The organism is Nocardia sp. NPDC050408, from assembly GCF_044458905.1.
Classification (GTDB): domain Bacteria; phylum Actinomycetota; class Actinomycetes; order Mycobacteriales; family Mycobacteriaceae; genus Nocardia.
This window is the reverse complement of the sequence record NZ_JBITIL010000006.1, coordinates 53,677-80,623: the sequence shown is the minus strand read 5'-3', so window position 1 is coordinate 80,623 and position 26,947 is coordinate 53,677. Positions and strand designations below refer to the sequence as shown.

Annotated in this window: 1 protein-coding gene; it reads right to left on the bottom strand. The window is 67.6% G+C overall.

Annotated elements, in window-relative coordinates:
• Positions 1-279: 279 nt before the first annotated feature.
• Positions 280-26,943, bottom strand: coding sequence for a helix-turn-helix domain-containing protein (locus tag ACIBJI_RS19805; protein WP_397085162.1), 26,664 nt, complete (start codon positions 26,941-26,943; stop codon positions 280-282).
• Between the last annotated feature and the right edge of the window lie 4 nt (positions 26,944-26,947).

The following is a 26,947-nucleotide window of genomic DNA, read 5'->3' as shown; positions in this document are numbered from 1 at the left end:
TCCTCCAAGAGCATCGGAATTCTGGCAGGCACAAACAAGAGCAGTCCACGGAAGCGGTCACACCGCTCGCTGCGGCGGCATCACGTTAACCCCAGTCGCAGCACCCGCCTCTTAACAACACCCGATGGCTTCGTTACGTGTGCCGATGCTCTAGTGGCCCATTGCGGGCCGTCAGCCATATCGAGAAGCAGGGAGCATCTCGCGCCCCTGCCCCTCGTGCGCCGCGCCCGGGGCGGGATTGACCAGACACGGGCACTAGCTATCTGGTTCCCAGACCCGTCATCGGCCCAGGAACCCGGACCACGGCGTGGCTCTCGGCGACCCGTCCGGCGGTGGCGTCGAACGCGAGAACGCTTCGGGTATCCGGAACCCGCTTTCGGCGACCTCGGCGCGCAGAAGCGCGAGATGTTCCCCGCTTCTCGTCGATATCTCGCCGACGCCCAGCGTGATCGCCGCACGCATCCGGCCGGAACCGGCTACGCCCCATACGGCCAGACACATGCCTGCCTCGTCGGCTCGCCGCACGAAGCCCTCGGACAGCAGTGGGTACGTGACCGCGAGACCGGTAGCCCCCACGCGGCGCACATCTTCGATGATGGCATCGATGTCACTGGCACCCGGCCGCAGCGCGCGAGCCATCCACCCGGTGGCGCCATGCATCCCCCTCATGGCCACCGTCAGCGAATTGATCCTCGCCACGCGCCGACAATCCGGTGCCAGCTCCGTGGCCGTTGCCAATACTCGCAGGTCGACCGCGTGTAGCTCGCCGCGCACGCCGTGCCGCTCCAGCATGCCCGCGATCGCTCCCACCTGCGCGCGGACCTCCGAATCGGACCAGGCGGGCCCCGCGGGCACCTCCACCGACAGCGCCGCATCCGCGAAGGCCGCCGACCGGCATACGGCGTCGAGAGCAGCCACGTCGGCGGCGGCCCGGCCCACCTCCACGACGACCGCGTTCACTCCCAGCGCGAGCGCGTCGGTCAACGCCCGCCCGTCATCCGCTAGCCCGCCTCCCCCGAGGTGTACTGCGATCCTGATGTCCACACGAGCCGCATCGGGAGCTCTCGCTGCCGCCCTGCCGGGATCGGCTGGACGCGTCCGCCGTCCACCAAACGGATCGGTTGCTCCTACTCCAGCGGGTTCGTCGAGTGCCGCGGCCAATTGCGGCGCACGGCGATCACGCGCGGCATCGACCAACACGGCACGAATGCGATGCATCGCTGTCGGATTCTCGACGGTAGGCCGATGCTGCTCGGTAGGCACCTCAGCACCCCGGCCGGCAAGGCACCACGCGACGTAACGCAACGATTCCGTGGGCTGCGCGGCACCTACCGATGAATACTGCAGGTACTCGCCATGCCCGTCGAAGGGAGCCAGCGAGTGCGGGAAACCGCGTTCGGCACGTACGCGCATCGCATTGACGTCCGTTGCCGGATCGGTCCCGAGCCCCAATGGGCCGTCACCGAGCAACCGGCCACGCATTTCCGGTGAATCGCCGCCCAAACCGGTGACCGGGTCGTCGGATTGCGCTAGCACCCAGGTATTGCGGCAACTGGCATCGGTCGCGCTGTCGTAGCGTCGGCCACGCCCGGGCGACCCTACGATCGCGCGGTTGCCGAACACGCCATCCAGTCGCCCACCGACGGTCGCGTCGGACACAACCGGGGTTCCGTAGCTGTAACCGAGCACGGAAAATTTCGCCTTGCTCACCGCGCGGAAGGCCAGAACATCACGCGCGAACAGCCTCCCACCGGCCTCGGCGAGCTCAGGCCTGGCAGCCCACGCTTCCTTGTTCTTGGCAGGGGCTTCGTAGCCGATCCAGCACACCACCGCGACCTTGGTCGAGGGATCCGCCCGCACCAGCTCCTCGTACAGATTCCGCGCACTCGCCAGCCGGGCCGGTGCCGACTGCAGCCGCGTGTTGACGCCATCCACGTACCAGACCACGTGTTCGGCGTCCTCCAGTCGGCAGTTGCCGATGACGAACGTGCCGGATCCGTTGCCGCCGAACGCCTCCGGGTCCAACCTCACAGTCGACACGATCGGCGCAGGGATGTCGCGGTGCACCGTGACCGAGCGCGTGAGTGCCTCGTCGACGGCGTAGAGGTTTCTGAAAATCTGGCGCTCCGTCCGACCGGCTTTCCTGCTACCTTTCGCGTGGATAGCCGAGGAAGTGGCATATCGCCAATAATCGTTCGCGTAGTTCGCCACCTCGGACGGAATGCCCGGGGCATTGCCTATGATTTCGGGATGCCTCGCCACGACTGCGCGCTGCTCGTCGTGGTGCAGTGCGTTCCACCACCGCATGTTGTCGACGGCAAGCCGGCTGGCCCTGGTGAAATCGTCCGGCAGACCTCTATGCAGTAGGACATCGGGCCCCAGATCCCGACCGCCGCGCTTCGCGATCGCGCTTCGGGCGAGTGCACCGTCGCCACCGGTCTCGACCAATGTGGGCACGTCGGTGTTCGGATCGCGCGGCAGGATATCAATATAGGCGGACTCGATCTGCTCATCGGCGGTGCGTGCAATGAAGTCGGTGAAGCGCACCCGCGCACCTTGCGCGTCATCATGCCGCGCGACCCGATCCGGGCAGCCGGCAAGAATGCGGCTCATATTGTCCAGCGACTCCGTGGGCACCTTGGTGCGGTCGTCGACATACAGGAGGAATTCGTCATCGATCGGCTTGCCCGCCTCGAATGGCTCCTTCTCGTATCTCTGCGCCATATCGCGCATATCCTTCAGAACGGAACCGGTATTTCCCGCATCACCGGTCGGAAACCGGCACGTGAATTGCACGCCTGGCAAATCCATTGCTTTTGCGGAGCTCCTCGCCGGCGATGCGATTCCGTAGTACACGTCGGTGGACGATGCGATATCCGCCAATGCGTCACGCATCGTCCCGAGATTCGACTCGCCGCACACCACCACCGTGTCGACCGTATGAGCGGCCGACTCGTGTATCAGTGCCTGCTTCGCGGGCCGACCGCCGTTGCCGTGCACAACCAGCTGGCGTTCCGGCCGAATCGCCGGATGGGACGCAGCGTCGGTGTCCATGTCGGCGTACAGTGCCGCCATATCCCCGGCCAACCGGTGACCATCAGTCCCGGACCACACCACCACCCTGACGGGGCGATCCGGGTTTTCCCGTACGGCCGCCTCATAGTGATTGCACGCCAACTGCATTCGCTGATCCAGGCGGCGCAGGTCGCCGGCGGTGCCGTCCACGTGCCACGCCTCCGCCACGGGATCTTCGCTGCCGAACGAGATGATGATCGAGCCGGCGCCGAGCCGGTCCGCATCGAACTGCTCGAGCAGCACGGTCGGTACCGGCACTCCGGGAGTCTCGACCGTCGCGGCCCGCTGGCGCGCCCGGATCAACAAGTCCTCGACATTCAGCAGATACTCCCGCAGCGCCCGCTGCAACGCGGTTGGCCGGATCGTCGCCGCCGTGTCGCCGAGTGCGGCCCTCGTTTTCGCAAACGCCCACCGATTGGCCTGGTCGCGTACATCTCTCGGGAATCCGTCCGCTTTGCCGACAATTTCCGGCCACACCCGCACCAGCGAACGCAGCTCGTCCACGCTCAGACGCCGCGCGAGCCGCGCATTCTCGGCTGCGTGCTCCGCACGTTCCCGGACGGCAACCGCACGGTTCGCGGCCGCTCGCCGCCGCCGCCATCGGTACACCAGATCCTCCGGGCTCGCCCCGAATCCCAGGTGCTCACGCAACACCCGCTCAGCCCGCATACGCAGGTCCGCACCGGGCGGCGTGTAGGTCGGCAGCCCAGCACGCGCATCGACCGGCCCGATGAGCTCGACGCGACCATCCGCTCCGGCACCTGCCGGCTCCTGCGGCCGCACCGGATCGGCTGGCTCATCACCGCCACCGGGCCGGCTGCCGATGAATCCGTCAGGTCCGGTGGTTCGTCGGATGTTCGATTTCCCGGAGTCTCCCGTGCTGTCCGTCCGGCCCGTCTCGATCACCTCGGTCCCGCGAGGGAGGAGGGCTTGGGCCAAGGACGTGACCGTTGGTGCGAGGTCCGGCAAGTTCGCGATCGATCGGCGTCCGGCACCCACGGCCCGGATCCGATCGGTCACGATGCCGGTGACCACGGAGGCGAGCAGGCGGCCGGTGCGTGTGTCGATGGAACCGAGCGCCCGGGCGAAGTGCTCGGCGAGCATGGACCGGTGCTGGTCGTGTAGCGGGCGTGCCCCGAGACCAGGAGCGAGCAGGTCGCGGTGCAGGACACAGGCCTCGTCCGGATGCTCGGCCAGGGCGGTGAGGTAGGCGCGCATGGCGGTCTCCAGCCGCGACCGCACACTGCCGTGCCGCTCAGGCATGTCCGGCATCGCCGCGTCACAGGCGGCCCGCACGCGGTCGATCGCCGCCGCGCAGGCGGCCTCGAAGCCGCTGCGCTTACCGGAATACATCCGGAAGTACGTCCGGCGCGTCAGCTGGGCGCGCTCCAGCACGGTCTCCAGCGACATCGCACCGTATCCCCGGTCGGCCGCGACGGCGAGAAACTGCGTCAGAAGGTGTTCCCGTCGGTCGTCTCCCGGCTGTTCGGACGAGTGGCCGGTCGGCCGCCGGACGGCTCGGACCGGATCGCCCGAGCGGCCGGACATGTGGCCGGTGAGGGCCGGTTCGGTGAGTCGAAGTTGCGGGAAATCGCGTCCGAGCAGTGGTAGCAGGAACCCACCGACCATCACGGCGATCTTGGAGCCCGACGTCTGGCGGTACGCCTCGACGTCGAATCCCTCCAGTGACTGCCGGAGCCGGTCGGTGGACGCCCGGGCTGCTCCGGCCGGATCGAACGTGACGAAACCCGGGCACACGCCCCCACGGTCGGCCGCGCGTGCCTGTTTCGCCGATCCGGTGATCGCGACCGAGGTGATCGTCTGGTTCGCGCGGTCGAATTCCACAGCGAACCGCGGCGGGTCGCGCGGCTCGGTGAAGTCACCCAGCGTGGTGAAGGTGACTCCCGCCAGCACGCTCAAGCGGCTGGCGAATTCCAGGACGCCGTGCTGGATGCTGGCCCACGGCCAGCCCTCGATCACGTCGGCATGCTCGGCGAGGCTCTCGAGGTAGCCCCGCAGTACGATCTGCACGCTGCCCATGTTGGTCGCGGCGCTGAGCACCGTATTGTCGCCCGACATCGAGAATTCGTCGACCGAGTGGGCGGGTAGGTCGAGTTCAGCTCGTCGGTGCGGCGGAATCGAGTTCAGCATCGGTGCCCGGTCGCGGGAGCGTTCATCCTTGATGGCCGCGAGGTCCTGCCATACCGGCTCGTCCACCGAATTCCAGACCGCGGTCAGATGCTCGACTGCCGCCTGCATGAACGCATGCTGGCCGCTGTCGCGGGGGTATCCGTCGCGGCCGTGCATGACGTAGTCGTCGTCCAGCCAGGACGCGAAATAACCCGGCTCGACCTCCGAATACGTTGCCCGCAGTGCCGCGGTTACTCGCTCTGGGTGGCTCATCATCTGCTGCAACGCTGTCTCGGTCAGCTTGTACTGCAAGCATCCCGACGCGATCGACCGCTCCAGCGAATACTGCAGATAGGCAAGCTCATCTGGCGGGAACAACTCCGCCAGCCGCCGCGTGACACCGCCGACGCGCACCGGGAGATCCGTCTCTGCGAACCGCTGGCCGACCTCGGCGATGACCGCCCGTGCCCGCGCCGGTTCCGCGAGCACTCGCGTCATGCCCTCCTTCGACAGCCCGCGAATCAGCGACACGACCGTGCGCGGCACCTGCGCCGACGGCAGCCAACCGGGCGGCGCATCGTCAGGCGGTGCGGTCCCAGGGGTCGAATCGCCCAGCTCGCGGTGCTCCGGCCCGATGGCGCCGGGCTCGGGTTCGGCATCGGATCGGGGAACCGATTGCCCACCAATTGGTCTGGTGCCGGCGGGCGGGGGGTGGCCCGAAGCAGTTGTCCGCACGCCATGTCCCACGAGATCGGCGATGTGTCGGCGCAGCGCGCTGTCATCGCCGGATACGGCCCAATCGGCGAGGATGCCATGAATGGCCGCCACCAGGTTCCAGCGGCCGGGCGTGGGCGGCTCACCGAATGCGGTCGCCACCGTGTCGGCGATGGCTTCCGTTACCGCCTCGTAGCTGCCCGGTCGTAGCGGGTCGGCGGCGAACTCCTCGGTCAGCAGCCGCTCCAGAACCGTGCCCAGTCCCGGGCCCACCGGCACCTGCTGCTCCTCGTCCCGATCCACCGGTAGCAATGCGGCCAGCTCCGCTCGCAGCGCCGATCTCTCCTGTGGTGTCAGCACCGGCGGTGCCGAATCGGAGGAGTCCGTCGGCCGGCTGCCTATGTAGCCGGGTCCAACAGTGGCGGTTGCGGGTGCGGCGCCCCCTCGGCCGTTCAGCTGCCTCCAGATGAGGTTCAGCAACCGGCGGCGGCTGCCGGCATGCAGGTGCCGGCACCAGTGTGCGATCACATCGCCCGGGTAGAAGTCGGAGTAGGACGGCACCAGCAGACGCCACCTGCCCGATGGGTCCTTCCCCACCGTGACACGCGCCGACATGACACCGAGGTCGAGCACTTCGCTGGAGCGTTCCGCCAACGGTGCCGGTTGTTCCAGGAACGGCGCGGGGTGGGCGACATCGTCCGGGGCTTGAAGGACCACCCGGCGCAGCGCCGCCAACGCACTGTGCGGATCGCCGGACACACTCGCCCGCAGCGGTCGGCACCCCTCCTCGACCGCACGGTCGGTCAGAATATGGCCGTGGGTGGTCATGGTGTAGGACGAGTCACCGGGGCCCTTGAACACGCTCGGCGGGAGCCCCTGGATCCACTGCTCGAAGCTCGGCCGTTTCGGTGATTTCCCGGGCCTTGTCCCCGGCTTATCGAGCGCTCCCGCACTGGACAGACGCAGATACTCATCCAGCAGCCGGCCCGAGATCAGTTTCCGGCTCGGATCGGCATTGTCGGGCTGGAGATGTGCACTGCGAACAACCCCATCGACCCCCAGCTCCACATCGTCGTAGGCGATCCGCAGGCGGCCACCCTGGCGCGGCATCGTGTCCAGCACGTCCGGGTGTTCGGTGAACAGCTTGCGCAGGACACGGCCGTGCCCGCCCATGCTCGCGACTCTCAGACCGATCGGATTGTCGCCCCGGTCCACATGTAGCGCCACCTGCGGGTGTCCGACGATCGGCACCGCACCGGGCGACCGCAGCGCCTCCTCGATCCATGTGCTCGACACGGCGGCGTCGACCATCTCGACCAGTCGCGTCGGCGCACCCGCGGCGCCCTCGGCCCGCTCCCACTCGTCGAACGCGACGGTCGATCGCTGTACGTCGGGCCGTCCTTGCACCCATTCGGCCAAGCCCGGGAATTCACGGCGCCAATTCTTCTTGTTGAACGGCCGCAAGGCCCGCGATTCCCGGCTCGGTGGCACTCGCAGCTCCCCGCCGATCGCCGGTCGCTGTGTCCACGGACCGGGTCCGAACTCGACACGTACCGTATGCGACCAGTTCGCCAGCATTGCGTTGCTGATGTCCGCGATTGTCGTGACTTCGACCCCGCTCAATCTGGTCTCGCCGCGGCGCGGCTGTGCCAGCAGCCAAGAACAACGGGCGCCGAACGAAAGCACGGAGGCAGAATCAGCCGTCCGATCGGCTCGGCCGTCCGCCACCGCGACATGCATAACCCGCTCGACTCCGCCCGGCTCATCGCTGCCGAACCACATCACCACGTCACCGGGCTGTGGACGTGACCCCGTGTCCTGGTCCGATAGCAGCTGCCCTCCGGCCGGGACCAGGAGCCCGGGGAGTTCGTGCACCCAGCGCCGGGAGAAGTCGTCGGGGTCGGCCCAGTTATAGATCGCGCGGACCTGCTCGCGGCCGAGTGCACCGACGGCGACAGCGGCATACACCACCATGTCGATGCAGCTGAGCGGCAGGTCCGGCGCCAGGGCGGGAAGCTGTTCGTCACTCGACCAGGCCCAGTCGGGGAAGGGACTGTCCGGCGTCAGCTGGCACCAGTAGGCCATGTCTCTGTGGGTGAAGTACCCGAGCAAGCGCTCCACGATACGGGCCGACGCGGATGCCGCACGGGATCCCGCCGTGCCGGACGCGACCATCTCGGCCGTTTCATCCTCGCCGCCGACACCGCCGTGTGCGTCACCGTCCGAGAGCCGCGACCATGGCGTCGTCTGCGGCGTCTCCTTCGCTGCAGGCCTACGTGAAGACTCATTTGGTTCGGATGGTCTGCTCCCGATGAATCCGCCCGGCCTGGGCGCGCCCTCGCCTGGCGCGGAATCGTCGGGCGCCACCGGTGGAGGATTCGGCGGCTGATCGGGCTCCGCCCTCGCCTTGCTCCACGGCGTCGGCCGCGGCTGCTCGCTCGCGGTGGGGTCGGCCGGTTCACGATGGTCGAACGCCCCGCGCAATCGGGCCATCACGTCGGCGAGAACGTCTGCCGCGGCAGCGGCGGGCAACCCCAGCCGTTCGGCGGCGCGAGCCAAGGGTGTGCCCTCGACCAGATGAAGCATGACCAGCCGCTCGGCAGTGGCGGGGTCGGCCATACCGGCCAGTGCGGCGCGGACCGTCATTGCGAAGTCGGTGTCGGAGAACCCGGCGGCAACCGGATCGGCTACGTCCAGGTGCCGCGACCTGTCTTTGCCGCTGATCGGGGCATCCAGCCGCAGGGTGGGCCGAGCCAGGATCTCCCGAGCCAGCGCGACATCGGCCACCTTCAATCCCGCTCCGCGCGCGATCTCGGTGTCCTCGAGCGCTACACCCGCTGCAACCATCCTGTGGATCTGCGCTTCGACCGTGCTCACGATCTTTCGTGTGCGGGTGTCGAGATCAGGGAATCGGAGCGCGAGACGGTACCGGAACACCGCTGCGCGGCAACTGGCCCACGCGTGGGCAGCGAACGACGCAGACGGAACGTGGCCGGCGATCGCGCCGAGCATCCCGATCCACGCGGCCTGTACCGCATCGTCACGAATATCCGGAGGTTCGCGACGTGCTACCGCCTTCGGGACCCAGGCGAATCTCTCGAGAATCTCGTTCTGGACCTCTGCTTCTTCGGGCGAACGCACCCGAGTCACGACATACCGTTTGAACAGTTCTTCTTCGTCTCGATAGCCGGACCGCTCGTATCGATCCGCATAGAATCGCTCGACGATCTCCAGCAACAACTCGCCACCGACGCCCTGCGCTCGACACAGTTGCCGCAATTTGCTCAGCCGCGGCAGATAGCGATTGTTCTCGATACTGGAAAGTGTGCTGCGAGGTATCCGAATTCGCCGCGCGAGCTCGGTCGCCGATATTCCGTCATCATAACGTAGCGCCGCGATCCAACGTCCCAATGATTTGTGCGAAGCGGGATCGATATCGGCGGTGATATCCGGGTAGAAGTCCCGCACCGCGTGGATCAGCAAGCCACCCGAGATTCCCAGCGCCCGACAGATTTGCCGGAAAGCGCCGAGCCGCGGACGCCGATTCTCGGTCTCGATCTGTGCCAGGTATTTCGTGGACAGACCGGTTACACGGGCGAGTTCGGCACGGCTTATATCTCGGTCGTTACGCAGCGCGGTAATCCAGCTGCCAAGGTCGTGTGCCGCTGGCTCGAGGTCGAGATCGATGTGCGGATAGAAGTGACGGGTAGCCGCCCGCAGCAGTCCGTGGTCGATTCCCAATACCTCGCAGATTCGCCGGAAAACCGCGAACCTCGGCACATAGTTTCCGGTCTCGATATTGGAGAGCCGACCCCAGCCGGGCCCGATTGCTTTCGCGAACTCGATTTGAGGCAAATCCCGGTCGTGCCGCAGCGCCACGATCCAACTGCCGGGTGACGCGGGATCGTGCGCGGCCGGATCGAGATCGAGCTCGAGATCTGGATAGAAATGGTGCGTCGCCACGCCGAGGAGTTCCGGCTCGACACTCAGTGCCCGGCAGATCCGCCGGAAGATGATCGAGTTCGGAGTATATTCTCCGCCTTCGATTCCGGCGAGATATCCTGCCGACGTGCCCGCGGTCCGGGCCAGCTCGGCCTGGGTCATATCCCGGTCATGGCGCAGCGCCATGATCCAGTTACCGGGTGACGCGGGATCGTGCGCGGCCGGATCGAGATCGAGCTCGAGATCCGGATAGAGGCTACGGGTCGCCGCTGCCAGCGCTTGCGGACCTACGCCCAATGCTCGGGCAATCCGCCAGAACGTTTTCGGCGGCGGGCGATCGCCGTTCTCGATCTCCGAAATCCGCGTCGGCGTCACACCGACCGCGCGCGCGATGTCCGCCTTGGTCATGCCCTTGGTATTGCGAAGAGCGGCAACCCAACCACCCGGCGAAACATGCGCAGCAGCATCGGTTTCCAGCTCGGCATCCGGGTAGAACCGCCGAGTAGCCTCGGTCAGCTCTTCGGCCTCGACTCCCAATGCGCGGCAGATCCGCTGAAAAGTGCCGAGCGACGTCGGTTTGCCGCTCTCGATCTTGGACAGTGCCGCGTTGGTCAGGCCTGCCGCTTGCGCAACTTCCTTCTGCTTCAGCCCCCGTTCGAGCCGCAGGCCCTTGAGCCACGCGCTCCGCGAGGCGTCGGGCACCGACAGTGCGGAATCGGCCTGTCCGGACTCCTTCGACGGCCCGCTGCCGATCAAGCCCGAGGGACCTGGGCTGTCACCCGTTGCCGGACTGCGGAACACGACCCAGACGGCCGGGTCCTCCAGCACGGTCTCCGCGGAGAACACGCCGCTTTCCCGCAAGCGCGTCTGCAGGTCCCGGCCCTTGACGGCAACCTGAATGGGCTTCTGCGCACCCAACTCCGCTAACCGCTCCGCAAGTGTGCCCACGGCATCCGTGTTCTCGGTCGAGCTGAACGGGTTGTAAAAGTAGAATGCTGTGCCGTCGGAAAGATCGACATCGAGTGCGTCCTCGTTGACGAAGGACACGTGTGATAGGCCCAGCGCGCGGGCGCGCGCATCGGCATACTGCGCGTATGCGGGCTCTATCTCGATCCCGACCACCCGTCCGACCGAGGTGCAAGCCCCGAAGAACAGGCCGGATTTACCGAGGCCCGAGCCGATGTCGTACAGCACATCGTCGGCGGTCAGGTTCAATGCGTTCGCTACCGGCGTGAGGTAAACCAGTCGCGACGGCTCCGGCGCGTGAACATCCGGCCGGTCTGCCATCACCGCAGACAGCCCGTCGAACGGCGCCAGCGGCCGCCCTACCGCCGGTGCATCGTGGTACCGATAGGGCGGCAGGCCCAAGACACGCTCGAGATGGCGATCCGCCTGCGCACCGTAGCCGAGCTCTGTCAATTCCATGAGCTCGCGCCCCCAAGCTTCGCGCGCAGCGCGATCGCTGCGGCCGAACAGACGTTCCCGCATGTCGAGGAAGACCGGTTCTGCCGCATCCTCCGTCCGCAGCACAGCATGAGGATCGTCCGCGCCGACGGTCGACGAGCCCCTTACGTCGAAGGAAGCGGCGTCGGCCCGCCGCTCAGCCGACTCCTCAGGCCCTGTGTCCGGACCTCCATCCCGCGAGGCGCCCGGCGACGGGTCGGACTGCTCCTGGGGACGGCTGCCGATGAATCCGTCGTTGCCCGTGTCCGGCTGGCTCTCGACTACAGTCACGGGTCCCGGCGACAGCCGCAGCACAGTGCCGAGCCGATCGATAGCCAGTACTTCGCGTAGGTTCGGGATAGGGTGCCGACGCAGTGCCAGACTCAATTCGACCGGGTCTGCGGCCGAGTCGGCCAGGTTCACCACGACACGCTCGGCCTGGCGTTTCACATGCACCTTGCGGCGGATTTCGAAGCAGATGTTGCTGACCCTGCCGGTAGCCGGTGAGTAGCAGTCGAAGATCCGTCCCTCGATACGGAAGTCGGGCAGACGCGCGCCGGATTCGACAGGGTGCTGCTCGACCCGGAAGCCGGCCTGAGCAAGGACAACCGCCGCCTCGTTCTGGCGCTGCAAGCCCCGCTGTTCTTGCAGAAAACCCGGCGGTCCCTGGCCGCCGCCGAGGACCGGGACGACGGCCTCCGATCCGAATGGCACCGCGCCGGGATCGGGCGCACGAGACGGCCGGGTCAGGTCGGCGTCGCCCCCCTGCGGGTGCGGGGCCGACGCCGAGGTGAGTTGATTCTCCTGCGCCTTGGGATCGATGTATAGGTCCGGCGTGATCTGCGGTGGCCGACCGGTGGTGACGTACTTGTGGATCGCCCACTGCGGTGTGCCGATCGGCACGCCATGGATGTCCGCCTCGGCGAACCCGACGGCGAGGGCCTCGTATTCACGCAGCTGCGCCTTGGTTTCGTCGACGAAGGCGTACACGGGCAGTCGCGCGAGCCAGGCCTGCCCGGGTTCACGGACCAGGCCCAGTTCGTGGAGCCGGGACCAGGTGTCCTCCAGCACCTGCCGCAGGGTCACCGACAGGAGCTCCACGGCATCGATCGCGTGGACGAATTCGTGGACAGCATCATGGTAGAACGGTTTGTCACCGATCGGATTGATACCGCGCTCACGCATCTCGATACCGCGTTCGACAGTCCATACCGGCCTGCTCACATTGCGCAGGCTGAACTGTATCCCGACGGTTCGAAACGTCGATTCGGAATCGCGCTGGGCGAAGGATGCGGCGCCTGCGTCCTCGTTACCCAGATAATCGATCCACAGTCCCCGGATGTTGGTACGGCCCGGAAACCTGGTGAGCATCTCGTCCAGTGCGCCGATGATCTCCTCGACGACGTGGGCCGGTACATCCGGATGTTCGAACCCCGCTATGGTGATGTGCGGGTAGTCGAGGTTGAATGCCTCGACCAGCCGCGCTTTGGCCTGCGCTTCGACGTCGAGCCCGGCACGATGCGAGGTCTCGCCCCGGGGGCGGGCGGCGTGCCACTCGGCCTCCGCCAGCGCCTCCATATACCGACCGTGTATGTGGTTCAGCGTGGGCTGGTACTTCTGCGGTACCGGAAGGTTCGAGATCCACGTTTGAAGGTAGGCCACCCGCTCCCGGATGGTCGCCAACTCCGATCTCGGTAGGCCGTGGTCCTGCCACACCTCACGGCCCTCGATACGCCGCACGAACATCGCGGCGAACACCCCGGCCGGCGTCGCATCGATCACGGACGGGGCGCGTCCACCCACAACCTCGTTATCCGGACCCACACTCCACTCTCGCGCGCCGCGGTTGGTCCTGGTCACCGCGTCGAACAGGCCGAGTCGCCAGGCCGAGCGCGAACCGAGAATTCCGCGGTCCCGGGTCCGCGGGCTGTCTCCGGGCTGCCCAGGAGTGATTTCGCGATAGACGATGCCGTCCTCCAGAATGAGGCACGCGCGCCCGACCGGCGCGTCCATGATCGCGGCGACTTCCCTCTGTAGCACCTGCTCGAGAGCGGCTACCGGGTTGTGGTACGTCTCCGCGAACGCGCGGGTGCCGTTTCCGAAGGTCACCGACTCGACCCGCACCCCCGGCGCATCCTCGACCAGCGACCGTTCCGCTATTCCGGACTCCCTGCCGGCGAGTACCAAGCCCTGGAAGTCGCGAACAGCGGACGCGCCCTCGCCGGATGAAGCGTTCTCCGGTGAGGACACGGCCGGTTCGCCCTGTGACGGTTCGCCCGGCCGAGGCGTGGATTCCCCTGGGCGGCTGCCGATATAGCCGTCGAGCCGGCCCGGTCCGGTAGGCGGGTGTCCGGACGTTCCACCGGTGGCGGTGGCCGCGCCGATGTCGGCGAGGAGACCCTGGACCGCGGCCGTCACCGTCGGGGCGAATTCGGGCAGGGTCGCGATGCGCTCGGACTCGGCGTCGGCAGATCGTCGGTTTCTGGTCCTGGCGGTCCGGCCGGAAAGGATCCGATCGGTGACGACTCCTGTGACGGCGGAGGCGAGGAGCCCGCCGGTGCGGGCGTCGACCCCACCACCGACCGCCTCGGCGAGGTGCGCGGCCAGCATCGCCCGGTGCGGGTCGTACAGCGAGCTTGCCCCGGGGCCTGGTGCGAACAGGTTCAGGTGCAGGACACGGGCCTCGTCCGGATACTCGGCGAGGGCGGTGAGGTAGGCGCGGACGGCGGCCTGCAACCGCGACTGCACGTCGTCGCCCGGGGTATCGGGCATGGCGGCCCGGGCGGCGACGCGCACGCGTTCGACGGCTGCGGCGCAGGCGGCCTCGAAGCCGGTCCGCTTGTCGGAGAACAACTTCCGGTATGTCCGGGGCGATACCTCGGCACGCCGCTGGACGGTCTCCGGAGACATCTCGGTGTAGCCCTGTTCGGCCGTGACCTCGATCAGCTGCGTCAAAATCCGTTCCCGCTCACCCGGTTCCGCCCGTTCTGCCGGGCGGCTGTGCGGTTCCCGGGGTGACTGCGGAAGGTGGGCCGCGGTGTCGGTAGCGGCGGAGTCCGCGGACGCTGTCGTCGTGCCGTTCCGAAGCAGATCGGCGAGATCTCGCCGGAGGGCAGGCACGGCGGTGGGGTCGCCGGTCGCGGCCCAGTCGGCGAGCATGCCGTGGGCAGCTGCCGCCAAGGCGCGACGCGCCCGCGTCGGCGTGATCGGCTCGTCGAACACGGTCGCGAGCGTGGCGGCGATCTCGTTCGTCACGTCCACTCCGAGTTCGGCGCGCCCTCCCGGGGCTGCGGCGAACCCTTCGACCAGCAGCATGCGCGCCGTGGCCGGACGGGCGGCCAGGGCGCTCACATACGTGTTCACCGCGGTGGCGACGCGGGCGGCGCGGTCCGAAGCCGGCACCGCACGCACCTCGTCGACGACCAGTTCGTTCAGATTGCTCAGGACCTCCCGGTGCGCATCGACCAAGGCGCTGTAGGTGGTCGGGAATTGGTCGCGGAAGGCGTCCCGGCGGATCCCCGCACGCCGGCAGACGTCGTCGATCGTGGTTGCGCCGAATCCCTGCCTCGACACTGTCGCGACGAACGCCTGTAGGATGCTCGCGCGCGGATCATCCTGCCGCACAGCGGATCTCACGGACAGATCGAACAGCCACTCGTCGACGTCCGCCGCCGCGAGCCGGATGGGCAGCGGGTCCCGCGACGGTGCGAACTCGACGACGGTGCCGCCCATGACGGCCCGCCGCACCGCGGGATCGGTTTCCATTGCATCGGCCACGGCGAGTATCCGCTCGTAGTCGGTCTCCTCGCCGCGCGCCACCACGTGCCCGTTCTCTATCGCCACCTCGGTCCGGGACGGCCGGATCGCCGGGCGAGGATGCGGGTCGGTGTTCAGGGTGGCGTGTACGAGCATTTTCGCGCTGCGTTTGCGGGTGAATGGCCGCAGCAGTTCCTGCAATCGACGGGCCGCCGCCCAGGCGCCGGGTACGTCGTCGAGCACGGACCCCAGCGCCGCTGCCCAGGTGTCGACCACCGGCGCCGCACCGAGATGCTGTTCGACCAGGTTGAATCGTTCCGCTTGGTCGCGGTACTCGGCGAGGTCGGCGAGGAACCGGCCCACTCCGCTGGAGGACGGCACGGCGACCGGCACACCCTGCTCGATCGCCTCGGTGGCGACCAGACCGAACCCCTCGGCACGCGACGGCATCACCACAAGCGTTGCCGAGCGGATATCCGCCTGCAGCGTCGCGCGATTCGATGTCCGCGGCGCAACCTCGACCGCATCCGGGTCGCCAACCAGCCTGACCAGCTCAGCGCGGGCCGACTCAACGCCGCGTCGCGGATAACCCCGCACCATCAGCCGCACATCCCGCCCGCGAGCCCGCAGCTGCCGCACCACGCGGGCGGTTTCCACCACGCCCTTCAGGGGGTCGTCCGGCCGGCCGAACAACAGAATCCGAGCCGGGTCACCGGGAGAGGGAACCGGCGGCTGCTCGGCCATCACCAAGCCCGGCTGCAGTTCGTGCACTGAGCCGTGCCCCGCCATGACGGCCGCCGACAGCGCGTCCGTGGCAAGCACCGGCCCCAGTCCCGTCACCAGATGTGCCCGCCGCGCCAAGTAGACATCGGCCGCGACCTTGGCGCGGCCACGTTCCGGATTGTTTCCGAGCGTTTCCCGCAGCATCGGTGTCAAATGGTTGACGCGAACGAGTTTCGCACCCGGATACTTCTCCGTAGCCGCGAGCGCGGCCGCGAGGCCGTCCGCCGCACCGTGCACGATCACCAGATCCATCGATTCCGGCAACTCATCCCAGTCGGACAGCATCCGTTCACGCGTGCCGGCGAACGAACCGCTGTCGCGGTGACCGACCACCGTGACTCCAGGAATTCGGGGGGCGCTGCCCACCTGTCCTGCCCGGACGATCACCTCGTGCCCGGCCTCGGCCAGGGCCTGGCACAGCGCCACGGTCAAGGTGCCCATACCGGATCCACTCGTCCCCCACTCGCCGCAGCAGACCAGAATCCTCTGCCTGGTGAAGTCGAGCCGGAGACGATGCCAAACCTGCCCTTGCGGCAAGGGATCGGCGGTCTCGACCTCGATCCGGCAATCCACCTCGGCCAGCTCGCGACGCAGATCCTCCACCGTCGCACCCGGCGCTGGATCCGCCTCGTCCGGCCTGGTGAAGTCCAGCTGCGCGAGCAGCCGGGGTCGGCCGTCGGTGTCCTGAGACGAGGTCACAACGAATACGGCGTCGTCCCCGGCGCAGGATCGGGCGAGATTCGCCATACGCGGTATCGCATCGATGATGTCCCGAGACATCCCCGAGCGTTCCGATTCCGGCAGTCGCACCGCGACCGCATCGGCGAGGGCGATCGCGTCCCATGTGCTGGGCCGGATGACCAGCTGCCAGCGGAAACCGCCGTACTCCTCCTGCATCTCGGCCGCATGCGCCCGGGCGTCGCGATAGGCGTCCAGCGGCGTATACCCCGAATCGCTCGCCAAACGGTCGGCGATCTCCCGCAGCTTCGCGGCATGGTCACGGCGTATGTCCCGGTTGGCCAGCAGCCACCCGTCCGGCGGCCGGTATCCGCTGTCGGGGTGAACGAAGCGGACACTCCCGCGCAGATGGTTGATGAACGCTTGACGCACAGTGATGTGACTGTCTTCGGGCATCAGGCGCCCGAACCGGTCCGCCAGCCGCAACGCCTCGTCGACGCTGTTGACCCGAGCACCCCATTCGGACACGACCCGCCCGAATATGCGTGCCGGGTCGAAGCGCCGCGACATCAGGTCCTCGAGCGCCAATTCGATACTCCGGACGACCGCGTCGGGCTCCGACAATCCCTGCAGATCCGCCGCGGCGACCCACCGCGCGATGCGCGTCGCCTTCGCGAATTCGCCGTCGGTCATCGCCCACCGCGTGCGCATCTCCTCGACCGCCGCGGGTGCCGCGATCATCTGGGTGCCGATCCGCTCGTCGAATCCGGTGCCGTTGATCGCGAACGCAAGCGTCCGAGCGGTGCTCGCGTCACAGCCGTGCGACAGGGCACGGGCATGGAGCAGTTCCGCCGAGGCCAACTCGTCATAGCGCTGCGGATTATCGCGGCGCCGCCCGCCACCGTAGACGGTGTCACTCCAGGCATCCGCGGCCATCGCTGCCACGATCTCGCGCGGGTCGGCGCCCTGCAGCGCACCGTTGTCCACGATGCGGCGCAGGTCCTCGGCCACACTCATGCCGTTGTGATAGAAAGCCGCCACCCCGAACTCGCGCAACTCGAAGGCATCGTCGTAAAGATGGTTGATGCGACCGACGTCGGGATGCCCGTACAGCGTCCGGTTGACGAAAAGTCCCTCGGCAGCCAGCCGAATCACGCGCCGGATGGCGGGATCGCCGAGCTGTTGCCGCGGCACCCGCGACTGCAGGATCTCGGTCACCTCATCGATCTCGCGCGCGATCACCTCGGCGGGCAGCGGCGGACACACCGGACTCAGCAGGTGATCCTTGATCCAGTCGACCGACGCCCGGTCCTGCGTCTCCTGCATCCAGGCATAGACATCGGCCAGCAGAGCGACCTTCGATCCACCCCCGGCAGGCTGCCACGACCGGCCGGCCAGGTCCTCATGTGACACCATGCCGGTCCCGACACCGGGCCAACCCACCGACACCCGGAACCGGCCGCGCACCAATACCGAGCGCTGTTCGTCGTCCGGCGCCCAGTCTTGGGACTCGCACTGCCGGTACACCCACTCCGGAACCGACAGTTCGATGACATCCTGGCCACCCGACAAATCTGAACCCAATACCCGCGCCGCCGCCGCACGTCCCACCACAACGCCGTGCTCGGCCAGCACCCCGCCGAGCTCGCCGACGTCGATCGGCCGACCCGATTCCGGCGTACCGGTCTCCGCCGTTCTCCGTTCCGCGCCGCCTACCGGATCGGAAGGTGGCCGACTGCCGATGAGACCGCCGGTGCCGCGTGGCCCGGCGCGCTGTTCCCGCTCCTCGAGGGCGCCGACGAGGTACGCGCATTGGGTGACGTTATAACCGTTGAATTCGGTATCCCTCGGATCGACCGGTACCGGAGTCAGTTTCCGGCGCTCCGCCGCCAGATGCCCGAACAACACGGGGCGATTCGTCGCGGCACCGCCGGCGCGGCCGTCGATGACGATGGCCAGGCGACGACCACGGGCCGCGGCGATCCCCTGCGCCCAGTCGGTGAATTTGCTATAGAAATCTGCGACGGAGACGTGGTTGATATACGTCTCCAACGGGTTGAGACCGCGTACCAGGAGAATGGGTTCACCGGCTGCGCTGGTGGTCTCGATAAGGAGGCCGGCCCCGGCCAGCGCGGTGCGGCCAGGGTCGTCGGGATTCCGGACCATGATGACGGCCGTCATATTCGGCATGGCCGCGGCAACCGACGGATACTTACCCGCCCAACAGGCGCTGGCGATATGCCCGGAAAGTTCGAGCAGCGAACCCCGCGTCGGAACGAACTGCAGCCGAGTGGTGTCGCTCGAAACTCCGACGCCCTGGGTGCGCAATATTGCTTCGTCCAACGCCGCGACACTGGTCATTCTGCGGAATATGTTCGCGCCCTTCCGGTTCGAGAAATAGTGTGCGAAAACCTCCTGGTTGGTAATGTGCTCCACGAAATCCCGGACGAGACTGACGTCCTCCAGAGTCGGTTCGTCGGACCGGAGATTTCCCAGTCTGTCGACCCATTCCGGGTGCTGACGCATCGCCCATGCGAAACAGATCGTCCGCAGGTCGTCATGCAATTCGCCGATACGTGCCAGTTGCTGAAAATTCTGTTCGAAATCCCGTAGCGAACGCAGCGCCGGGAATTGCTGCGCGCCTTCGGTCTCGGGTGTGATGAGTTCCTTCAGCTCCTGCGACCGGGCCACCATATTCCGGCGCGCGATGCCGTTCATGGGCGAACCGTCGGCCAGTACTCCCGAGCGGAGGGAACGCTCCAATGCCTCGATGTGCTCGGCGATGCCCCGGCCGAGCTTCCCGAGCAGATAGGTGAACGGCCGCGGTACGCCGGTCAGCGCCGAGCGTGCGTCCTGCAGATTCTCCGACAATCTGGCGAAGCGTGTCAGTAGATCTTCGGTCCATTGCGGACGGGACTCGGTGTCGCGAGTCCGCAGTTTCGCGACCTCGAGCACGCCGCTGGGTCGATATTCCGCGGGCATCGGTGCGATGCGGCCTTCCGCCGCCGCCCGATTGTGGTAGCCGAGCAGTTCACGTAGAGACGCGATGCCACGGGGCCCCCACCCGGAAGTGTCGTAGTGGGTGACGTCGGTCAGCAACCGGGCGAGGAATTCCGAAGACTGCACCTTCGCGAGGCTTTCGGCCGATATGACCGCGCTCTTCACTTCGGTGACGAAGGAGCGCGCGATCTCCTTCAACTCGCGGAAGCCCGCGTCACCCGTGTGCCGCAAGCCGAGCGCCTGTCGCTCGGCTCCGTGAGCGCCGTCTGCCAGCAGATCGCGAAGGCATCGGGCGAACTCCGGCGTCACCTCGCGGACGAACTCCATCGCGGTGCGTATCGTCGGCGGGCGCTGGCTGGGAAGTTGCTCACCGACCTTCTCCACGTAGTGGGTGAAATCGCCGCCGTGCGGCCCGCCGAGGTAGATGTCTTCCACGTCGCGCAGCCGCTGCGCGGTGAAGGTCACCTCCGAACTCACATATTTCGGGATATTCGCGATTTGGCCCGCCTCGAGGAACAGGTCCGCGAACTTCTGCCGGGCCCCACCCGGGGAGAAATCCTCGAGAGTGAGCAGGAATTCCCAGGCTCGGTCTTGGACGGTCACTTGGTCACCACTTGACGAGCCGCCCGCAATCAGCTGGTGGATGTCAGCGAGCTGAGTCGGCGACACATATCTGCCGAACCCATCGAGCAAACGTGAATCCACAGTGTCGGCCGGTATCTCCGCAATCCGGCGCAGCTCCCAACCGACGCGGTCGAGATCGGTCGCAATCGGTTTCGACATCCTTCGTGCGACATACGGCGCGAAGTGAGAATTGCTTCGATGTATCTTTCGCAGCGCGGCGGCGATCTGAGGTCTGACCAGGAATTCGATAGCGTTTCCGATGGTGGCACCGGTCCAGTGCGGGCTGTGCACGATTTCGAACAGGATGACTTCCGACATCGGAGTCAGAATCGCGTCCACGATATCGGGATGAGCGGCGAGAGCGATCCGAACCTGCTGCATGCGGAGACAATTGTCGAGCCGGTCGCGGTACCCATCGTCGGCGTAGACCTCGGCCGTCATCTTGTTGATCTCGAAGCTATCGGCGAGGTCGCGAAGATAACCGACGATCTTATCCTGGTCGTCGGCTGGTCGCCTGACCATCCGACGGGTCAGCCGTTCGACGTCATCGTTACTCAAAGAGAGGCGGGATCCCAGCCGCGCGACTTCTGCCGCGGCGCCCGCCGGCGCAGGCACCCGATCGAGCGCCTCCAGACCGGCGGAAAAGCTCTGCGCGAACTCGCCGTGCACCTGCCGGTTGGTGATTCGAACGTCCAGCTCACCGTGGGTCAGCCACTGGGCGTCGGTGAGCTCGCCCCTGTCGGCACCCGCACCCGTCCGCTCGGACGCCTCGACAACGGCGATGCCGGCTTCGGTGCTGTGGGACACAGTCGTGGCCTGCACATTCAACGCCGCCGCCTCGCGCGCGGACGGCAGTCGCCACAAGCTCGGCCCACCCCTGGCGGAGACATCCTTGACCGCCAGGAACCGCTCGACACCTACCGCATCGACATGCCTCGCCAGCACACCGGCATCCGGCGACCGGATACCGGGAAAGCGCTGCCCGACAAGCCCGCCGACGTCTGCGTCGGAGCGGACACCCGGATCCGATGGTGGTCGGCTGCTGTTGGGAACGACGTGTCGCCCCGACCGCGACACGGCCTCGGGCCCCCGCTGGATTTCGGGGGTGGGAGTGTTCGCGCGGATACTCTCCGGAGCCCCACCGTCACCCGGCGCGCGATGGCCTGCCAGTGCGAACCGGCCCCGTCGAAGAGGTGGCGCACGGCTCGACCACAGCGATGGCGAGGACAAACCGGGGCCCTGAGAGGAGACGACCGGGCGTTGCGTCGTGGACGGGCGGGCGAGGGGTTCGCCCGTACTGTCGAATTCGATTGCGAAGATGTCCCGGTCCGCCTCGTCGAGCTGGTCGATGAACGGCTGCTGTTCGCGCTGCCACTGCTGCAACGGGACGGCTTTGTTCAGCAGCGCGCGGGGTTCAGCCAGATCGGCGGGAGTGAGAGGAGCTTCTCCGGGGGCGGCCGCTATGTCCAGGACAACCAGTTTCGGGGCATCTGCCCGGTCACTGTCGTTGACCAGCAGCACCAGGTGGCTTTCGACTGCCCCGTTGTTCATCCACTTGTAGACCAGCGCCTGGCTCCCCCCGGGCCACTCTTTCAGCGATTCGGCGGCCTCGTCCAGCGAGCCGAATGCCCGGAAGGCACCGCCGAAGGCCCGCTCGGCGGCTTCGGCGTCGTGGCCCCGCAGTGGCATGTCATCCGGCATGTGGTAGGCGTGCTCGTTGTCGGGATACAGCACTCGCATCATCGTCACGCCGTTGTTGACGCAGCTCTTCGGGCTGCGCTGGTGGATGGCGGCGGTGAGGTCGAGCAGGGCGGTGACGGCCAGGTAGGTGGAGGCGGCGAAAACGAGGACTTCGGCGGCCGGGTCGTCGACAGTTTCGGTGGGGGCGAGCAGGCGGGCAACCGCGCTGGCGAGCCCGTCGCGGGCGGTGGCGGCGTTCACCTCGGTTTCGGGAACGTCCAGCAGGTCCGCCAGCTCTTTGCGGGCCGTGTCGAGGGCGGTGCCGACCTGGCGCACGCCCTCCGCGCCGGCGACCTGGGCGGGTTCCCAGCCGAGTTCGGCGGCCAGCCGGTTGCGCTGCGGTGTCAGATGATTCAGCGCTTGCTCGTCGGTGAGGGCGTCCGCCCGCATCACCGCGGCGGGCGGGGCGAAGTCGAGGTGCTGGTTCAGCGCTTCCACGGCAGCGGAGGAGATGCCTGCTCGTTCCAGCAGTCGGCTCAACGGGTCGTCGTCATCGTCGGTGTCGAACACGGCCGCGGCCGCCTGGACCGATGCGGGGACCCCCAGCCAGCCGGCCAGCCGCGCGAACCGGTCCCCGCGCAGGTGCGGTTGGACGGCGTCAGGCCCGGCGTGCACGGCCTCCATCGCGGCGCGGTCCATATCCGCCCCGGCGTGGCCGGCGTCCGAACTGGTCTGGCCAGTGTCTGCCCTGGCCTGGCCGAAACCCGCCGCAGTACGGGCAGTGTCCGGCCCGGTGTGGTGGAGGCCCGCAGCGAGGGTGGTCTGGGGCGATGATGCGGCATCTCCTGCGGACGGGGGCGCGTGGGCCTGGTTGGCGCGGCGCATCGCACGCTGCAGATACGTGCGGTCGGCCGCGTCGTTCTGCAGAGGGGACGTCAGGCTGCGCATCTCCCGTTCGGCCGCGGCGACATCGGCCGCGGTGGCCGCGACCTTGGTCCGCGCCACCTGCACGCCCGGTTGAACCGCATCTGTATTGCCCAGCTGACGGGCGACTTCGGTGTATTCGGCGGTGGCCTCGGCGTGTTTGGCCACCGCCGCGCGATAGTGGGTAATTGCGACCCGCGCACCGTGATGCTGCGCCTCGCTGTAGAGGCGGTCGGACGCGGCGACGTTGAAACAGAAGCTGCCGTTGCGGCCGTTGCGGCCGGCGCGCGCCGACCGCTGATGGTCTTCGTCCGGATTGGTCGGCGAACGACCCAGCATGTGCGCGTGCACTCCGCCCAGCTGATTGACCTCGTCGCTGATCGACACGTCGAAACCTCGGCCCAGCATGCCCGTGCCGACGGTCACCGCGCCCCGAACCCCCGCGGTGTCCTTGACCGACAGCAGGTTTTCCTCGGCGGCATTGTTGTCGCGGTGCTCGGCGAACCACCGGGCGTCGATCGCATTGTGTTCCACGTCCGCCTTGGTGAGCATCAGCGAGAATTTCCGAGCCAGATCGTTGAACGGGCAGATCACCAGTACCGGCCGTCCCTCGGCCTGCAACTGCTGCACCCGGCTCACCGCGTCCCGCAATTTCTCCGGCTCGGTGAGGAATATCCGATCGTGCTCCCCCACCAGTTTCGACCGGCCGAAGTCCTCCACCTTCGCCAAACCACCGTGGACCGGAAAATTCTCCTTGATCTCCGCCGCGCTCCGCTCCAGCGTGCCCGACATCAGATGCAACTGTTCGTACCCGCCGAGGACGTCCTCCACGGTGACCTGTTTCGATCCCGTCCCATCGGAATACACCGGGGCACCGAACATTGCCTCCACCATTTTGTGGCGGCCTCCGAACCACCGGCTCTCGGTGCCGATCTTCGGATCGCTGCGCGGCTTCCCGTACTCATCGAGAATCTGTACCTTTTTCTCGAAATCCTTTCCGAAGATCTGGAAATCCCGATTCAGTTTCAACCTGCCCGCCCTGACGTCCAGGAAAGCGCGGGCCATCTCGGTTTCCTCGGCGGTGAATTTCCGCCCGGCATAGCTTTGCCACAATCGGCTCGCCGTGTCGAGGCACTGCTCGGGTTGCTCGCGCAGCGACCGCGCCGTGAGCGTTCGTGCCGCCCCGATCTCCTCCGGCGACAGCGCCCGTACCGCCCCTGCCTCCGCTGCCGTCAACGGCCCATCGTGGAGTGCCTCTTCGAGATGGACCGACAAGTCCTTCGCCGCCGTGATTCTGCTGCGCAAGACGGCCTTCAAGAAGTCCCGCACCCGGTACACCCCGGCGGCCTCCACCTCTGAGGCGATTTCCCGCTGCCCCTCGGACTGGTAATGCACCGTTTGGTTGTGCACCAGCACCGCGTCCGCCTCATCGATGGTCGCGGTCTTTCCCGGCGGCGGCCGGTCGAACAGCTCGGCGGTCGCGCGCTCGTCGTAGGTCATGTAGTACACGGTTGGGTGTTCTGCCTCGCCCGGAGGATTGTGCGGATCCCAGCGCGCGACCTCGTACCCGAGACTGCGCAGCATCGGCGCGAATTCCCGGACCCCCTCGTTGGCCAGCACCTCGGTCGTGGTGATCACATGATGCACCCGCACCGACTTGCCGTTCGCCAGCTCCACCGGCTCCCCGCGCGACAACTGCCCCAACGTATCCAGCGCACCGACCATGGACTTGCCCTGCCCCGTACCCATCTGACGCATGAACCCGTGCTCGCCGAGCAGGAACGCCTTGATCTGATTCCACCGTGGCGTCTTCCCGGTCCCCTCACGCACCGCGTCGATGTACCGCAGCAGCGACTCCACCCGATCGCCATGCTCCATCGCGTGCCTGCGCTGCCCCCACGACTCACCGGCCAACTCCTCCTGCCGCAGCCGATACAACGCCAGCGCCTTCTTCGCCGCAGCCTTGAACTGCGTCTGCTGCTCGGCGGTTAGGTCCCGCTTCGTCGCCGGATCCGCTGACGGCAACCCCACCAGCTCCTGTGCCAGCTCCTCCACCGGGCGGTGGGATCCGTCGGACCCGGACGGAGGCGCGTCAGCGGGCACCGCATCCTCGGCGTGCTCCACAGACGGCGGCTCGTGCGCCGGCGGTATGTCCGCCTGCTTCGGTGCCGCGACCCGGGCCGGTCCCTCACCACCCGCACCGTGGCGGCCGGACGCATCACCCACCTCCACCGGCAGATCGACCTTCGCCGACCCACGCCCCGGCCGCGCGACCGCCGGCTCGTGTCCAGTCGGGCCGTCGCCGTCCGGAGCCCGGGCGCTCCGGACGCCACCGACCGCATGCGCGTCGTCCGCGCCGTGATCTGCCGATTGCTGCGGTTCCGAACCGGAGTGGTCGCCGCCCGCGCTCGACAGGACCACACCGGAAGCCAAACCCCAACCCTGCGTACCATCACCGGACTGCGCATTGCCACCACCGCCAGCACCGTGAACCCCACCACCGGCCGGCCCATTGCCAGCTTGTGCACCGTCGCCACTACCGGCCTGCCCGCCGTTCCCGGTTTGCGCATCGCCGGCGCCACCAGCCTGTGCCCCACCGCCATGCGCGCCAGCACCATCCTGCGCGCCAGCCCCGGCGTGCGCAGGATCACTGGTCTGTGCAGTGCCATTACCGCCCTGCACACCCTCACCGGCCTGCGAACCGCCACCAGCGGGCTCATCAGCACCGGCGGGAAGGTCTACACCGGGCTCTCGATCGCCGGCACGGTCTGCCGTCGCGCGGTCGCCTTGCCGCGCAGGCGAATTGGGCTCGCCCGGTTGTCTGTCCGCACTCGCCTGATCGTTCGCGTCTTCATCCGGGGCCGGCGCCTGCGCACCCGATGCCGAATCGGCGAGGCGCCGCGCCAGGTCTCCGGACTCGTCCGGCTCGTGCTGTCCATCACCCGTCGCTCCCGTCGGCCCCGATGAAATCGGGTTCCCTCCCGGCTGCGATGCTCCGGTGGCCGTGGCATGGCCGGGCGCGGCCGAGTTCGCGGGATCCGGGGTCGTTCCGCCATTGCTGTCCACCGGGACAGACGGAGGAGGCGTCAGCGATTTCGTACCCGGGGGAGCCCCCGCCAGCCGCATCACGGCATCCTTGCTGAGACTCACCGTGGAAGGATCCGGAGCGACGTAGGCCCCGCTGCCGTCGACCACTTCCCCGGTCGGAGAACCGAGATCCGAGTGGGCGCCACCGTGGACATCCACTACTCCGGCGAATCCGCCACTGAGCAGCGACGCCAGAACATCTTCGAAGTTTTCCGGCCAGCCCGTGATCAACGCCGCCGCACCCAGACCGGACACCGCGCCCGCAACCCCCTGCACCAGCCCGAGCACCGCGCGGTTGGTCTCCAGACGGGGAAAGACCTTGGGCGCCAACATGCCGCCCACCGCGCCACCGGCGCCCGACACTCCTGCGGCTTCGATCGAATTCACGTCGATACCCGTCGGGTTCTCCCCGCTCGGGCCCTTGACAATCGTGTTCCGGTCGCCGGACAAGACCTGCATCAGCTGAACCCCGAGATCCGCACCCGCGGGCAGCGCGGCGGCCTTGCCGACCGCGAGCGCCAACCGGTACGGCCCCAACGCCGAGAGGCGGGCCGCCGTCTTCGCCGCGCCCACCTTGTAGGCCTGCTCCAGGCCCGCGCGCATCAGCGCGACCTTGCCTCGGCCCTCGATCAGCATCGAATCCACCACGGGAGCCGCGGCAACCTCTCCGGCCGGGCCGGCCGCGGCCGCCGTCGACAGCATTTTGATGATGCGCCAGGCGAGTTCGATGCCGAACACGAACATCACGCACAGCGTCTTCTCCGCATCGTTGGCGGCCGCGTGCGCTTGATCGGCCAAAGCCAGCGCTTCCTCCCGCAGCCTCGCCGCGCCCTCGTGTTGCAGATGCAATACCTCGCGCACTCGGTCACCCAGCGCGCCGAGCGAATCCTCTTGCGCCAGTAGTTCTTCCGCGTCCTGCGCGTGACCGTTCATGGCGGCGGCCTTGGCCCGCAGCTCCGCGGCCATCCACCGCATCCCGGACACGTCGGCGCGCGGCAGGTCTCCCCCGAAGACCACCAGTTCGATCGGGCGCCGCACCACGGTGGGCAAATCCTCGAACAACTTGCGCAGTTCAACGACCGGGTTCAGCGCCCACGAACCGTCCACCGGC